This is a genomic window from Streptomyces sp. NPDC041205, assembly GCF_055591765.1.
In genome coordinates, this window is record NZ_JBVIZH010000015.1 from 91,868 (window position 1) to 106,466 (window position 14,599).

General features: G+C 74.4%; 14 protein-coding genes. 3 read left to right on the forward strand and 11 right to left on the reverse strand.

Annotated features, from left to right (window positions below):
- Window positions 1–38 precede the first annotated feature (38 nt).
- Together ACZ6BG_RS37535 and ACZ6BG_RS37540 are read right to left on the reverse strand one after the other, a co-directional pair.
- Window positions 39–368 carry a gas vesicle protein GvpO gene (locus ACZ6BG_RS37535; RefSeq protein WP_469010446.1) on the reverse strand — a complete coding sequence of 110 codons (330 nt, stop codon included), beginning with the start codon at window positions 366–368 and terminating at the stop codon, window positions 39–41.
- Window positions 369–485: 117 nt separating this feature from the next.
- Complete coding sequence (locus ACZ6BG_RS37540) at window positions 486–1,844, reverse strand: NAD(P)/FAD-dependent oxidoreductase (protein ID WP_469010449.1); 1,359 nt, start codon at window positions 1,842–1,844, stop codon at window positions 486–488.
- A gap of 149 nt (window positions 1,845–1,993) precedes the next feature.
- On the opposite strand from ACZ6BG_RS37540, the gene ACZ6BG_RS37545 reads away from it, so the two are divergent.
- The gene (locus tag ACZ6BG_RS37545; protein WP_469010453.1) at window positions 1,994–3,097 is read left to right on the forward strand and encodes an enolase C-terminal domain-like protein; all 1,104 of its coding nucleotides are present in this window, start codon (window positions 1,994–1,996) and stop codon (window positions 3,095–3,097) included.
- Window positions 3,098–3,349: 252 nt separating this feature from the next.
- Window positions 3,350–3,838: a hypothetical protein gene (locus tag ACZ6BG_RS37550; protein ID WP_469010456.1), complete on the forward strand. Its 489-nt coding sequence runs from the start codon at window positions 3,350–3,352 to the stop codon at window positions 3,836–3,838.
- On the opposite strand, the gene ACZ6BG_RS37555 is transcribed toward ACZ6BG_RS37550, so the two are convergent.
- Complete coding sequence (locus ACZ6BG_RS37555; protein ID WP_469010458.1) at window positions 3,813–4,595, reverse strand: phage holin family protein; 783 nt, start codon at window positions 4,593–4,595, stop codon at window positions 3,813–3,815. The genes ACZ6BG_RS37550 and ACZ6BG_RS37555 overlap by 26 nt on opposite strands.
- Before the next feature lie 67 nt (window positions 4,596–4,662).
- Here ACZ6BG_RS37555 and ACZ6BG_RS37560 point away from each other — a divergent pair, with 67 nt between their 5' ends.
- Window positions 4,663–5,022, forward strand: coding sequence for a VOC family protein (locus tag ACZ6BG_RS37560; RefSeq protein WP_469010462.1), 360 nt, complete (start codon window positions 4,663–4,665; stop codon window positions 5,020–5,022).
- A gap of 192 nt (window positions 5,023–5,214) precedes the next feature.
- On the opposite strand, the gene ACZ6BG_RS37565 is transcribed toward ACZ6BG_RS37560, so the two are convergent.
- The 8 genes from ACZ6BG_RS37565 to ACZ6BG_RS37600 form a co-directional block, all read right to left on the reverse strand.
- Window positions 5,215–7,173 (reverse strand): DUF5107 domain-containing protein, encoded by a 1,959-nt coding sequence (locus ACZ6BG_RS37565; protein WP_469010465.1) that lies wholly within the window; start codon window positions 7,171–7,173, stop codon window positions 5,215–5,217.
- 124 nt (window positions 7,174–7,297) lie between these two features.
- Window positions 7,298–8,194, reverse strand: coding sequence for an arginase family protein (locus tag ACZ6BG_RS37570; RefSeq protein ID WP_469010468.1), 897 nt, complete (start codon window positions 8,192–8,194; stop codon window positions 7,298–7,300).
- A gap of 33 nt (window positions 8,195–8,227) precedes the next feature.
- Entirely contained in the window at window positions 8,228–8,785 is a 558-nt protein-coding gene (locus ACZ6BG_RS37575; RefSeq protein ID WP_469010471.1) for a GNAT family N-acetyltransferase, read from the reverse strand.
- Between the two features lie 76 nt (window positions 8,786–8,861).
- A complete protein-coding gene (locus tag ACZ6BG_RS37580; RefSeq protein WP_469010473.1) occupies window positions 8,862–9,113 on the reverse strand; it encodes a LapA family protein in 252 nt (83 codons plus the stop codon).
- A 161-nt stretch (window positions 9,114–9,274) separates the two neighbouring features.
- Window positions 9,275–10,210, reverse strand: a complete 936-nt coding sequence (locus tag ACZ6BG_RS37585; RefSeq protein WP_469010558.1) for a S66 peptidase family protein — start codon at window positions 10,208–10,210, stop codon at window positions 9,275–9,277.
- Window positions 10,211–10,287: 77 nt separating this feature from the next.
- Window positions 10,288–12,285, reverse strand: coding sequence for a prolyl oligopeptidase family serine peptidase (locus ACZ6BG_RS37590; RefSeq protein ID WP_469010475.1), 1,998 nt, complete (start codon window positions 12,283–12,285; stop codon window positions 10,288–10,290).
- Window positions 12,286–12,301: 16 nt separating this feature from the next.
- Window positions 12,302–13,627 (reverse strand): M20/M25/M40 family metallo-hydrolase, encoded by a 1,326-nt coding sequence (locus ACZ6BG_RS37595; RefSeq protein ID WP_469010477.1) that lies wholly within the window; start codon window positions 13,625–13,627, stop codon window positions 12,302–12,304.
- Window positions 13,620–14,453 (reverse strand): M55 family metallopeptidase, encoded by an 834-nt coding sequence (locus tag ACZ6BG_RS37600; RefSeq protein WP_469010479.1) that lies wholly within the window; start codon window positions 14,451–14,453, stop codon window positions 13,620–13,622. The genes ACZ6BG_RS37595 and ACZ6BG_RS37600 overlap by 8 nt, the downstream gene beginning before the upstream one ends.
- Window positions 14,454–14,599 lie beyond the last annotated feature (146 nt).

Consider the following 14,599-nt stretch of genomic DNA (forward strand, 5'->3'; position numbering starts at 1 on the left):
GTCCGGGGCGGGTCGGTCGTCGTCCGGCGGGGCGGGGGTCAGCCGCCGCCCGGCCGGGGCGGGTCGGCCCGCCCTCGTTCGTAGCGCCGCACGCGCCGGTACCCGGTCAGGTCGCCCTGCGGGTCGAGGGTCACGGCGTAGGTCGCGAGCAGGCTCATCGTGTCCGGCACGCGGACCAGTTCGACGACCTCGACGGCCAGGTCCCAGCCCTCTTCGGTCCGTTCGAAGGACGACACGGACTCGACCGTCAGGCCGGTGAGTTCCGCCAGTTGCTCACGCGCGCAGCGCAGCACGGCGACGGGCCCGGGCAGGTCGTCGGTGTCGGCCTGGGTCTTGTTGGCGCTCTGCTTTCTTGACGTCTGGGTCATGGCCACCTCCTGGTCCGAGTGACCCCACGGGCGCGGGCCAAACCGGTGGGGTGCGGGGCCCGCACCGCCGAGACGCGCCGCCCCGCGCCCCACGACGGGTCCCGCCGTCCGTCGTGGCTACTCCCCGGTCCGCTCGGCCGCGTCCCGCGTCCGCTCCGGCGCCCCCGCCACCCTCGCGGTCTCCGGTGACGCCGTGTCCAGCGGCACCGACCAGGACCGGACGAGGCCCAACTGCACGCCTTGGCGCGGGAGTACGGCGTCCAGGAGCCAGTCGGCGGCGACCCGGACCCGGTTGCCGGGCATCGCGGCCAGGTGGTAGCCGCGGGTGACGGCCCCGGCGAGGGGGCCGGACAGCGGGACGCCCAGCGGGTTGGCGGCGCCGCTGACGCCGCCGAGGTCGACGGTGAAGCCGAGGTCGTGGTGGCGGTAGGGGCGCCGCTTGCCGAGGCCGAGGGAGGCGGCGACGTTGTGGCCCGCGGTCTTCCCCTGCCGCCAGGCGTGCTGTGCGGTCATCGCCGTGTACTGCCCCTTCTCGGTCAGGTCGGGCACGGCCGCCGCGTCGCCGCACGCGAACACCTCGGGGTGGCCGGGCACGTTCAGGAACGGGTCGACGAGCAGCCGGCCCCGCTCCAGCGGACTGCCGATCCCGGCGACGAGCGGGTCGGGCCGCACGCCCACGCACCACAGCAGGGTGCGCGTGGGCAGATGGTCGCCGTCGGAGAGGAGCACGCCCTCGCGGGTCGCCTCCTTCACGGACGTCCCCGTGCGGACCTCCACGCCGCGTCGGCGCAGCACCCGGTCCGCGGTGTCGGACAGCCGCCGGTCCAGCTCCGGCAGGACCCGCGGGGCGATGTCGAGCAGCACCCAGCGCGGCTCGATCCCGGTCCGCAGCGGCTGCCGCCGTACCAGCGAACGCGTGAACAGCTGGCCGTGCGCGGCGACTTCGACGCCCGTGTAACCGGCGCCCGCCACGACGAACGTGCAGCGCGCCCGGCACGCGGCGGGATCGTCCACGGCCGCGGCGAGCTCGATCTGCCGCGTCACGTGGTCGCGCAGGTACAGGGCCTCGGGCAGGCCGCGGAAGCCGTGCGCGTGCTCGGCGACCCCGGGCACGGGCAGCAGTTTGTTGACGCTGCCGACGGCCAGCACCAGGCGGTCGTAGGAGAGTTCGCCGTCCTGGCCCTCGGGGTCGGCGTAGTGCACGGCGCGCCGCGTCAGGTCGATGCCGTCGGCCTCGCCGAGCACGAGGCGTACGTGGCGCAGCGCGCCCGCGAGCGACACGGTGACGCGGCGCGGTTCGAGGACGCCCGCGGCGACCTGGGGAAGCAGCGGCAGGTACAGGAAGTAGTCGGTGGGGTTGAGCAGGGTGATGTCGGCCCGGCCTCGGGTCAGTCGCGACAGGGCGCGGGCGGCCTGGAACCCCGCGAAGCCGGCACCGACGATGACGACGTGCGGTCGGCTGGCAGTTCGGCTCACAGTGTGCCTCCGGCGTGGTCCGGTACGTCCGGTGTGTTCCGGAACGGACCTCCCGCGTGCCCTGGCCCGCCCCCGGTGAAACGCCCGCCGTTTGCCGCCGCGCCCCCGGGTTACCCGACCTTCACACCACAGCGAAGGGCGTGTGCCCCATGGCCGAGTCCGGATACGTCAGCGTGGAGCCACCCGTGGTGTCGGCGTACACGATCCCGGCGGACGCCCCCGAGGCCGACGGCACGTTCGCGTGGGACACCACGACGATCGTCGTCGCGGAGGTCTCCGCGGGCGACGCCACCGGCACCGGCTGGACCTACGCGCCCGCCGCCACCGTCGACCTCGTACGGGAGCAGCTTTCGCCCGTCCTCGCGGGCCGCGACGCCCTCGACATCCCCGCCGCCCACGACGCGCTCACCAAGGCGGTGCGCGACGCCGGCCGCGAGGGGCTCGCCGCCCGCGCGATCTCGGCCCTCGACATCGCCCTGTGGGACCTCAAGGCCCGTCTCTTCGAGGTCCCGCTGGTCCGGCTCATCGGGGCGGCCCGCGACGACGTGCCGGTCTACGGCAGCGGCGGCTTCACCACGTACCACGACACGCATCTGGCGGCCCAGCTCAACGGCTGGGTGCACGGCCAGCGGATACCGCGCGTCAAGATCAAGGTCGGCGAGAGCTGGGGGCGGGCCGCGGCGCGCGACGTGGCGCGGGTGCGGCGGGCCCGCGATGTCATCGGGCGGCAGGCCGAGCTGTACGTCGACGCGGGCGGCGCCTACACCCGCAAGCAGGCGGTACGGATCGGCCGGGTGCTCGCCGAGCACGGCGTGGGCTGGTTCGAGGAGCCGGTGTCCTCCGACGACCTGCGGGGGCTCGCGCTGGTGCGTGACGCCCTCGTCTGCGACGTCGCGGCGGGCGGGTACGGGCACGGCCTCCCCTACTTCGCCCGGATGGTCCCCTCCGTCGACTGCCTCCAGGCCGACGCCACCCGCTGCGGCGGCCTCACCGCGTGGCTGCGCGCCGCCGCGCTCGCCGAGGCCCACGGCCTGGAGATGTCGGCGCGCGGCGCCCCGCACGCGCACGCGGCGGTCGCGGCGTGCGTGCCGAACCTGCGGCACGTCGAATGGTTCCACGACCACGTCCGGGTCGAGTCGATCCTCTTCGACGGCGTCCTCGACCCGACCGGCGGCACGGTCCGCCCGGGCGTCGGCACCGGCCACGGGCTGCTGCTGCGCACGCCGGACGTGGAGGAGTACCGGATCGCGTGAGGGCGCGTCGAGGGGTCGCGTGAGGTGCGGTGAATATCGGTCGCGTGAGGGGGCGGGGCGTGGGCATGCTCGGCGGTCATGGACGCGATGAGGGATGCGGGGTCGGCTACGTCGACCACAGGGTCGACGAGGGACGCGGGGTCGACCGGGGACTCGGCGTCGTCCGCGGTGCCCACCCCGGGGCCGGGCACCGCGGACGGCGCCGGGCGGCACGTGGGACCGGACGTCGTGCTGATCGGGGGGCGTTCAGGGGTGGGGAAGTCGTCCGTCGGCTGGGAGGTCGCGGCGCAGTTGGTGGCCGCGGACGTCGGCCACGCCTTGATCGAGGGCGACTTCCTGGACGCCGTCCACCCCACCCCGGCGGGCGACCCGCACCGCTCCCGGCTCACCTGCCGCAACCTCGCCGCCCTCTGGGCGAACTACGCCGACCTCGGCTGCCGCCGCCTCGTCTACACGAACACGGCGAGCGTCCTGCCCTCCGAGGAGTGGCTGTTCACCGAGGCCCTGGGCCGCCCCCGGATCATCCGGATCCTGCTCACGGCGACCGACGCCACTGCCGAACAGCGCCTCAAGCAGCGCGAGCTGGGCTCGGAGCTGGAGCGGCAGCTGCGGCGCAGCGCGCTCATGTCCCGGCACCTGGACGAACTGGTGCCGCCGGACGCCCACCGTGTGCCGACGGACGGCCGGACGGTGGGCGACATCGCGGCGGAGGTCATCAGCCGGGCGGGTTGGGCCTCCTGAGGGGCGCGCGGGACGGCGGGACCGTCGGGAAGTCGGCGGTGCCGCCGGTCGGGGGCGTGCCGCCGGTGCCGGTGGGCGGGGTTGTCGGAGGGGCGGGCTCCGCCGGACGGGCGGGCTCCGCCGGAGGTGCGGGCTTCACCGGGGTTGCCGGGAAGTTCGGGGCGGCCGGGGGCTTCGTCGCCGCCGGGGACCCGGCCGGCGCGGAGGGTGCGGGTGCCTCGGGGACCGCGGGAGCCTCGGGGGCAGCGGCGTCCGCGCGGGCCACGGGTGCCTCAGGGACCGCCGGAGCCCTGGGAGCCTCACGCGCCCCGGAGGCCTTCCCCGGCGACCGGGCCGCGTTGCGCATCACCACGGCGGCCACGGCGAGCAGCGCGGTCACGATCAGCGCGGCCGCCCAGCCGGGCAGGCCCAGGGCGATGACCAGGCCGAGGGCGAGCGCGGCGGCGGCGCCCGCGTACAGGGCGGCGACGCCGGACGACGCGTACAGCGCGGCCTTGCGGCGCTGCTTGCGCGCCACCCCGGAGACCTCCGCGCGCAGTTCCTCGCGCAACTCGTGGCGCAGCTCCTCGCGCAGCGACTGCCGCACCGTCTCCCGCAGGGACTCGTGCACCGCGTCGCGGACGACCTGCGACAGGGCGTCGCCCAGGGTCCTGTCCGTCAGCGGTACGTTCTTGTCCTGGACCGGCATCTTCTCGTCCTTCCTGTCCGAAGCGGTCGGGGCGGACGGGTACCCGGCGCCCGCGGCGCGTAACGGCATCGGGCCCCGGTGCCCCGAGAACCGGAAACGATCTCGTGTCCGCGCGGCGCCAACTAGGCTCGTCCCCATGGAGATCCTGGGAACCGTGCTGCGCGTGTGCGTCAGCGACTTGGAGGCGTCCGTCACGTTCTACGAACGGCTGACGGGCAGCACCGCGATGCGCTTCGAGCGGGGCGGCGTGGCCGTCGCCTCGGTCGGCTGCTTCCTGCTCATGAGCGGGCCGGAGGCGGAGTTGGAGGTCCTGCGCAAGGTCGCGGCGACCATCGCCGTCAAGGACGTCGACGAGGCGCACGCGACCCTCACCGCCTCCGGCGCGCACATCGTCGCAGGCCCCGTGCCCACGCCCGCCGGCCGCAACCTCATCGCGATGCACCCCGACGGCGCGGTCTTCGAGTACGTGGACCGCAACGCCCCCGCCCCCCACTGACCCGGCCCCGCCCCGACCCGACAGCGCCCACCCGTCACCGTCGCCCCGGCACCGAACCGGGGCGGACGGGACGGGCGAGGGCGCGAGGGTGCGAGGGCGGGCCAACGAGGGTGAAGGCGTGAAGGTCGGCCGGTTCAGGCCGACGTGAAGCACAGTCAGGCAGGGCACACCCCACTCACCGCACAAGCCCTCTCACGGCCGCATCCGGAAGTCGTACCTCCCCGGCAGGGGCTCCTCCGACACCGCCGCCCACACCTCGCCGATGACCTCGTCGGCCTCCCTCAGGTCGGCCACCTCGAAGTTCTCGTCGAAGACGGCGCGGGCGGCGGTGAGATCGCCCTCCGCGAGGAGCAACTGGGCCTCGATCAGCCGGAATCGACCCGTGCGCCGGGTGTGCGGATGCACACGGTTCCACACGCCCCGCGCCGCCTCGGCGCGCCCCGCGGCCACGAGGGCGCCGATGGCCTCACGGCCGAGGGCCGCGGTCGCCGCGGACCACACCACGCCGTCGTCGCGGCGCTCGGCGCACAGGTCGTCGAAGGCCTCGGCGTACCGGTCGGCGGCGCGCTCCACATGGCCGGACTCCTGGTCGGCGACGGCGAGGCAGCGCAGCAACGGCCAGCGCGACGGAGCGAGTTCCAGGCCGCGCTCCCAACTGCGCACCGCCTGGGCCAGATCCCCGGCGTGCCACTGGGCGACGCCCAGGTGGTACTCGGCGTGCGGCTGCGCGGGCGCGGTCTCCAGCATGTCCCGCCAGTGCGGGGCGACCAGAGTGGGCCCGGGCGGCCCGACCCGCCGGGGCTCCGGCACGGCCCCGCTGCGCAACAGCTCCAGCCACGGCTCCTGTTCGGGGCCGAGCGTGGACTCGGCGAAGGGCGTGCCGGGCACCTTGTACTGCCCGCGCAGGACTTCGAGGGCGCCCCAGCCCGACCCGACGGCGAGCGTCTCCTCCGGCTCGGTGTCGGCGCAGGGCCGCCACTGCGCGAAGGCGGCGTCCACGACGGCGGCGGGCAGCGCCAGGTCGAGCCGCGTCTGCGCCTCGCCGCGGGCCGCCGTCCAGTCGGCGCCGTGCACGACGTCCGGGGCGGCGGTCAGCGGCCCGTACGACTCCAGCCACGCGAACTCGCTCTCCGCGTCCAGGCGTACATGCTCCAGCTGGGTGCGCGCGAGCCCGGCCTGGATCTCGGCGTAGCCGCCGGTGCCGGGTTCGGTGAGCCACCGCTGCCAGCGCCGCCCGCCCGCGCCGGTGCCCCACACGAAGAGCTTGCGGCCGCGCAGCAGGGCGGTGGAGGTCTGCGCGAGGCCGTGCCCGTCGGCGTCGAGGGCCGCGATCCAGCGGCGTTCCCCGTCGGGGACGTCGTAGAAGTAGTCGGCGGGGAACTCGGCGCGCGGCGGGCGGGTGCGGTCCACGCCGTCGTGCTCGGGCACCGGCACCTTCCGCAGGGTGCGCGCGTACCCGTAGTGCCAGGCCTCGTCGGCGGGGGCGAGGATCCGGCGGTCCTCGGGCACGGCGATGTTGGACCACCAGTAGACGGGCACGGGCCGCTCGTGGGGGTTGCGGATCCGGACGCCGACGTGCAGGAAGTCGGAGTCCTCCGGCAGCCACAGGTCGACCTGGAAGGGGATGTCGCGCAGTCGCTCCCACTCCCACAGGCGCACCATCTCGCCGCCGTCGGGCGCGGTCAGGCGCGCGGCGTGCAGCGGCGCGCAGGACAGTGCCGTGTGACCGGTGGCGCCGATGTTCCACTCGATGCCGCCGGAGTACCAGGCGCCGTTGAGGGCGAAGTCGGCGGGCTGGAACACCGGGTTGCGGTAGAGGAGTTCACGGCCGGTCGGCTTGTGGAAGAGGGAGTGGATCCGGCCACCGAGGCCGGGCAGGACGGTGACGCGCAGCCGGGTGTTCTCGATGACGAGGGCGTCGAAGGACGTGGGGGTCCGCTCGCGGCCGTAGCCGTCGCGGATGCGCGCGGGCAGCACCGACCGCAGCGGTTCGTACGTGAGCTGCCGCGCCATGTCGCGCGGCAGCTCCTGCCGGTCCCGGTCGTCGAGGCCGTGCGCCGTGTCGAGCGGCTTGAGCGGGGGCAGCGGGTTCTCCGGCCCCAACTCGGCCGCCGACAGGGTCGTCACGTCACGTCGCACGGTCGTCGCCAAGGCGTCCTCCTCAGTTCAAGGACGCCGCGCGTCCCCGGGCCCCGTTGACCATGGAACACGCTCGGCCCCGCTCCTGCCAGGGCCTTCACCGGTCAGGATTGCGCACGCGTTTCGCACAGAAGGGTCAGGATTCCGTGAAGGCCGCCACGATCACATCGGTGAGGACGTCGCCCGCGGTGCCGTCCGGGTCCAGGTCGGGGTCGTAGATCGTGACGTTGAGGCCGACGCAGCGCGGGGAGCGCACCAACGGGCGGAGCAGCGCGAGGAGTTCGTCGGGGTGCAGGCCGTCCGCGTCGGGGCTGTCGACGGCCGGCATCACGGAGGGGTCGAGGACATCGGCGTCGAGGTGCACCCAGAAGCCCTCCAGGGCCTCGTGCTCCAGGCTCAGGGCCGCGGAGCGGGCCACCTCGTCGGCGCCCCACTGGCGCAGTTCGCCGACGGTGACGGTGGGTATGCCGAGCTCGCCGAGTTCGGCCCGGTCCTCGTCCTCGTCGCGCATCCCGAAGAGCCGTACGTCCTCGTCGCGCAGGTAGGGGCCGAGCCCTTCGAGGTCGGAGAGGTCGCGCTGGCCGCGCCCGGTGGCGAGCGCCAGTTCCTCGCCGCCCGCGGCGCCGACGCCCTCGGAGTTGCCCGGGTGCCGGAAGTCGGCGGAGGCGTCGATCGCGGCGAGGCCGAAGCGTCCGATCCGGCGCAGCGCGAGGGACGCGCCGAGTTGGATGGAGCAGTCGCCGCCGAGGACGACGGGCAGGTCACCGGCGCGCACATGCGTCTCGATGCGGTCGGCGAGCATCGGTGTGTAGGCGGCGATGGCGGCGGCGTTGAAGACGCCGTCGCCCTCCTTCCAGTCGCCGCGGTCATAGCGCGGCGGTACGACGACGCCGCCCTCCACGGCGTCCAGGCGGCGCAGGATGCCGCGCTCGCGCAGCGCTCCGGCGAGCTTGTAGCAACCGGGTACGGTGCCGGGAGCGGGCGGACGCAGCCCCAGGTTGGAGGGCGCGTCGATGATCACAACAGTTCGCATGGCGCTCATCCTCCGTGACCGGCGCGGCCGCTTTCAATGGCCCCCGGCCGTCGTCATCTCGGTGGTGAGGGCCCACCGCTGATGGTCGCGCCAGCCGCCGTCGATGAAGAGGAAGCGGGGGGAGAACCCTTCGAGGCGGAAGCCCGCGCGGCGGGCGAGCGCGATGGAGGCGGTGTTGCGCGGCTGGACGTTGATCTCCAGACGGTGCAGCCGCAGTTCCCCGAAGGCGTGGCCCACGACGAGCCCGAGCGCCTCCCCCATGAGTCCGCGCCCCGCGGCGTGCGCGAACGCGCCGTAGCCGAGGGCCCCGCACCGGAAGCCGCCCTCGACGATGTTGTTGATGTTGATGAACCCCGCGAGGGCGCCGTCGGACCGCTCGTACACGAGGAAACCGGCCTTGGTGGGGTCCTCGATGAGCACGCGCGCGTACGCCGCGTAGCTCTCGTCCGTCGTCGGCGGGAACAGCCAGGGCCGGTGCAGTTCGGCGCTCTCCCGGGCCCGGGCGGTGAACTCGGCCGCGTCCGCGTACGAGTAGGGGCGTATGCCCACGCGGGGGCCTTCGGCGAGCGGGGCGGGGCGGATGTGCGACATCCGGCCACGCTACCCGGCGGTCCGCGACGTCACCGCACGCGGACGCTCCCGCCCAGGCGCCGCGTCCAGGGCCCCGTCACTTGCGCCGGCTGACGAAGAACGCCCCGCACAGGGCGCCGATCAGGCCGGTGCCGAGCAGCGCCATCCACAGCGGCACGGTGACTTCCGGGATCAGGAGCCGGATCTTGGTGCTGCGGGTGTTCTCGAAGATGAAGACCAGCGTGAGGAGGGCGATCACCGCGACGGTCACTCTGCCGGGCGTCATCAGCGCACCCACGCCGCCCTGAGAGGGGCTCGTGGAGCCGCCCGTGGAGCTCTTGGGGCTCATGTCTGGACCCTTCCGTTCCGTCGGAGCGTCGGCCGCTCCCCCGGGTCCAGGATGGGCAGTGGTACGGGATCCCGCGCGGTGGGTGTCGCCGGGGGCGGGACGGTGTGGGCCATTCGGGTGACGCGGGCGGGGCGGACGGTCCCGCCCGCCCCGCCCGCGCCTCAGCCCGAGCGCTCCCCCAGCGCCGCCGTGTCGAGCCGCAGCGTCCCCGTCTCCGCGTCCAGCTCCCCCGGCACCCCGAACGGGATCGTCAGCGCCCCCTCGCAGTGGCCGAACCCGAACTCCTCCACGACCGGCACGCCGAGGCCCCCGAGCCGGTCGCGCAGGACCGCGCGCACGGCGTCGTAGGGGCCGCACTCCTCCCAGGAGCCGAGGGCGATGCCCGTGACGCCGTCGAGCTGTCCGGCGCGCAGGAGTTGCGTGAGGCACCGGTCGAGCCGGTACGGCTCCTCGCCCGTGTCCTCCAGGAACAGCAGCCCGCCGCGCGCGGGCACCCGCGTCCCCGGCACACCGAGGTCCGCGGCCAGCAGGGACAGGCAGCCGCCGAAGGTGACCCCGCGGGCCCGGCCGCCGACGAGGGGCCGCCCGGGCGAGTCGATGACCTGGACCGCCTCCGGCTCGAACAGGGTGAGCCGCAGGTGTTCCTGGGCGCGGGCGTTCTTGAGGAAGTCGGCCGCGGCCACCATCGGCCCGTGCAGGGTGACGACCCCGAGGCGCCGCGCGAACGCCTCGTGCAGCGTGGTGATGTCGCTGTACCCGAGGAACACCTTGGGCGGAAAGGCCCGCAGGGCATTCCAGTCGATCAGCTCCACCATCCGCGCGGCCCCATAGCCGCCGCGCGCGCAGAACACGCCCGCCACCGACGGATCGCGCCAGGCCCGCTCCAGGTCCCGCGCCCGGTCTGCGTCCTCGCCCGCGAGGTGGTCGAACTCCCGGTGCACGTCCAGGACGTGGGGGGCGACGACGGGCTCCAGGTCCCAGCCGCGCAGGATGTCGAGGCCCGCTTCGAGCCGGTGCTCGGGCACGGGCCCGCTCGGCGCGACGACGGCGACCCGGTCGCCGGGGGCCAGGCGGGGCGGCCGGACCAGGGGCGGCATGGCGACCGCGGGCCCGGGGGCGGGCGCGGGCGGCGGCACGGTGAGCTTCGGGCGGTCCACGGGCTCCTCGGATCCGGTCACTTGGCGAGCTCCAGCGTGGGCGTGCCGCCCGCCGGGTCGAAGCGGAACACCTGCGCGTACAGGGAGAGTTCGGCCTCCAGGGCCCGGATCATGGTGTCCGCGCGCCGGAACCCGTGCCCCTCGCCCTCGAAGGCGATGTACGCGTGCGGCACCCCGCGCCGCTGCATCCGCTCCAGGAGCAGCTCGGACTGCGCGGGCAGGCAGATCACGTCGTCGAGGCCCTGGAGCAGCAGGAACGGCGCGGTGATGCGGTCGGCGTGCCGGGCGGGCGAGCGTTCCTCGTAGCGGCCGGGCACCTCGGCGTAGGGGCCGACCAGGGTCTCCAGGTAGCGCGACTCGAAGTCGTGGGTCTCGCCGTCCTGCCAGGAGGCGAGGTCGAGGACGGGGTAGATGATGGTGCCGCAGGCGTACACGTCGGTCGTGGTCAGGGAGGCCGCCGTGGTCCAGCCGCCCGCGCTGCCGCCGCGGATCGCGAGCCGCGCGCGGTCGGCGGTGCCCTCGTCGGCGAGGGCGAGCGCCACGGCCGCGCAGTCGTCGACGTCGGCGATGCCCCACTGCTCGCGCAGCCGGTTGCGGTAGGCCCGGCCGTACCCCGTGGAGCCGCTGTAGTTGACTTCGGCGACGCCTATGCCACGGGACGTGAAGTAGGCGATGGCCAGGTCGAGGACGAGGGGGGCGCGGGAGGTGGGGCCGCCGTGCGCCCACACCACGTAGGGCGGCAGTTCGTCGCCGGGGGCGACGTGGCCGGGGTGGTGCGGCGGGTAGATGTGGGCGTGGATCTCGCGTCCGGCGGGACCGAGGAAGGTGCGGATCTGGGGTTCGGGATAGTACGTGGGGTCGACCGGGTCGTCGTGCGCGGCGCCGACGACGCGGGCCCTGCCGGTGCGGGTGTCGAGCTCCACGACTTCGTAGGCGCTGCGGGGGCTCGCGGCTATGCCCACGACACGGGTGCCGTGGACGGCGAGCGAGGCCGACCACTCCGACCAGGGGCCGGCCGCGTCGACGACCTCGCCGGTCTCCGGGTCGAGGATGCCGAGCGCGGAGGCTCCGGTGCCGTGCACGACGGCGATCAGTCCGCTGTCCAGGGGCGCGAACCAGCTGAGGCCGAGCTGCCACAGGGGCCCGCCGAACTCCTCCTCGCGCGGACAGAGCGCGCTCGCCGTGCCGTCGGGCTCCGCGCGGTACAGGTTCCACCAGCCGGAGCGGTCGCCGGCGTACAGCAGCCGCCCGTCCCGCGCCCAGTCGGCCTGCGCGATCGACTCCTCCGGGCCGCCCGCGAGGACCCGGGCACCCTCGAAGACGCCGTCCACGACGTCGGCGACCAGGAGTTCCGTGCCGTCCCACGGCATCCGCGGATGGTCCCAGGCCAGCCAGGCGACCTTGGTGCCGTCCGGGGAGAGCCGCGGTCCGGTGACGAAGCGGTGCCGCCCGTCGGACAGCTCCCGCAGCGCCGCCCGGTCCTCGGCCGCCGAGCCGTCCAGCGGTACGGCGGCCAGGACGCGCCGCACGTCGGTGGGTCCCTCGCCGGTGAACTCCTCCAGGACGCACCAGACCTCGCCGCGGTCCATGTGGACGCGCGGGTCGGCGAAGCGCAGCCCGCCGCCGACGCCGGACAGCGGGGTCAGGGGTCTGGGCTCGGCCTCGGGGACGTCGGGCTCGTAGGCGTACAGGCGCTGGTCGGTGAAGTCGGCGAACACCACGAGCGGTCCGCGCGGATCACCTGGCCGGGCGGCGGCGGCCCAGGGCAGGCCGCCGTACTCGATGACGCGGCTGCGGACGTTCCACGGCGCGGGCAGCACCGACTCCTCGGTCCCGTCCGGGCGGCGCCGCACCAGCGCCCGCCGCCCGCTCTCGGTGGGTCGTGGCTCGGTCCACCAGGCCTCGTCCCCCACGAAGCCGACGAAGGCGGGGTGGCCGTCGTGGGCCGCGGCGAGCGCGGCGCCGATCGGGGACAGCCACGAGCCGTACGGCTTGGTCTTCGCCATGTCGTTCATCTCCCCCAAAGGTCGGTCAGGCCGTGCGCAGGAAGCGGTCGAGCACCCGGGTGCCGAAGTGCAGCGCCTCGACCGGCACCCGCTCGTCCACTCCGTGGAAGAGGGCCTGATAGTCGAAGCCCTCCGGCGTCCGCAGCGGCGAGAAGCCGTAGCCGCGGATGCCGAGCCGCGAGAACTGCTTGGCGTCCGTGCCTCCCGACATGCAGTACGGAAGGACGCGGCCCTCCGGCGCGAACTCCTCGACGGCCGCCCGCATCCTGGCATACGTGGGTGTGTCCACCGGCGCCTGCAGCGCCACCTCCCGGTGGTGGAACTCCCAGTCGACGTCGGGTCCGGTGAGCAGGTCAAGGGTGGCGCGGAACTCTTCCTCGCCGCCGGGCACATATCGGCCGTCCACATACGCCGTGGCCTCACCGGGCACCACGTTGACCTTGTACCCGGACTGGAGCATGGTCGGGTTGGCGCTGTTGCGCACCGTGGGCTCGACGAGGGCGGCGGTGGGGCCGAGCTTCTCCATGAAGGCGTCGACGTCGAAACCGGGCGCGTCCGGGTCGGCCTCCAGGCCGTAGAGCCCGGCGAGTTCGACCAGGGCCGCCCGCACCGTCGGGGTGAGCCGCACCGGCCAGCGGTGCTCCCCGATGCGGGTGACGGCCGCGGCGAGCCTGCTGACGGCGTTCGCGCGGTTCACCTTGGAGCCGTGGCCCGCCGTGCCGCGCGCGGTGAGCTTGAGCCAGCCGGTGCCGCGCTCGCCCGCCGCGATCGGGTAGAGCTGGTTGCCCCGGCCGTCGTGGAACGTGAACGCCCCGGACTCGCTGATGCCCTCCGTACAGCCCTCGAACAGGCCCGCGTGCTCGTCGGCGAGGAACCCGGAGCCGTCGAGGGCACTGGCCTCCTCGTCGGCGGTGAACGCGATCACGATGTCCCGGCGCGGCCGCACACCCGTCCGCGCCCAGCTGCGCACGGCCGCGAGGATCATCGCGTCCATGTTCTTCATGTCGATGGCGCCGCGCCCCCACACGACACCGTCGACGATCTCGCCGGAGAAGGGGTGCACGCGCCAGTCGGCGGCCTCGGCCGGGACCACGTCCAGATGCCCGTGGACGAGCAGCGCGTCCGCCGACGGGTCGGTGCCCTCGATCCGGGCGACGACGTTCGTACGGCCCGCTGTCCGCTCCAGGAGCGTGGGCTCGACACCCGCCCCGGCGAGCTGCTCGGCGGCGTACTCGGCCGCGGGGCGCTCGCGGCATTCGCCGTCGCCCCGATTGGTGGTGTCGATGCGGATGAGGTCGGAGGTGAACCGGACGACCTCGTCCAGTGCTTGAGGGTCGACCTGGTCAGCCATACTGCTCCTCAACAGCGGCGGAGGCGATCGTGGTGACCGCCTTGAACGTGCGGATGCCTTCGTACATGGTGTCGCTCGTGTAGGCGACCTTCCGTTCCGCCACGCGCCGCACGCCCGGAACCACCGTCGCCGCCATCGACAGATGCTCCGCGTCGAACTCGACCTCCACGGTGTGCGGGCCGCCCGCCACCGGCTCGTGCCGCACGGCGAGGGCCGCCGCGCCCTTGGCGGCGGCCCGGATGTCGGCGGCGGTGCGCGCGGGGGTGCGGCACACCGCCGCGTACCGCGACACATGGTCCTTGACCGCGACCTTCAGCGCGCCCGGCGCGTAGCCGAGGGCGTCCTCGCAGGCCAGGTCGTCGCCGGTGACGAGGACCACGGGGACGCCGTACTCCGCGACGACATGGGAGTTCAGCAGGCCCTCGCTGGCGCGGACGCCGTCGACCCACACGCCCGTGATCTGGTTGGCCAGATAGGTGTGCGCGAGGACGCCCTCCATGCCCGCGCCCGCGTGGTAGCCGATGAAGGCGATGCCGTCCACGTCGGCGTGCTGGACGCCCTCGACCATCGACAGCGACTTGTGCCTGCCCGTGAGCATCTCGGCCCGCTCGTCGAGCTGTTCGAGCAGCAGATTGCGCATGGTCCAGTGCGCCTCGTTGATGAGCACCTCGTCGGCGCCGCCGTCGAAGAACCCGAGCACGGCGGCGTTCACGTCCGAGGTGAACATCGACCGGCACCGCTCCCACTGCGGCGTGCCCGGCAGCACGTCGGCGGGCCAGGTGACGCCGGTGGCGCCCTCCATGTCGGCGCTGATGAGGATTTTCATGAGCTCCAGCCTTGGGTGCGAGGCGGTGCGTGGGAGGCGTGGGCGCGGGGAGCGGCATCAGCATCGCTCACCCGGCCCACGGACACCGCCGGTCCGAGGTAAAGATCTTCACACGGCGTCACGCTACGCGGTACGGAACGCCGCGG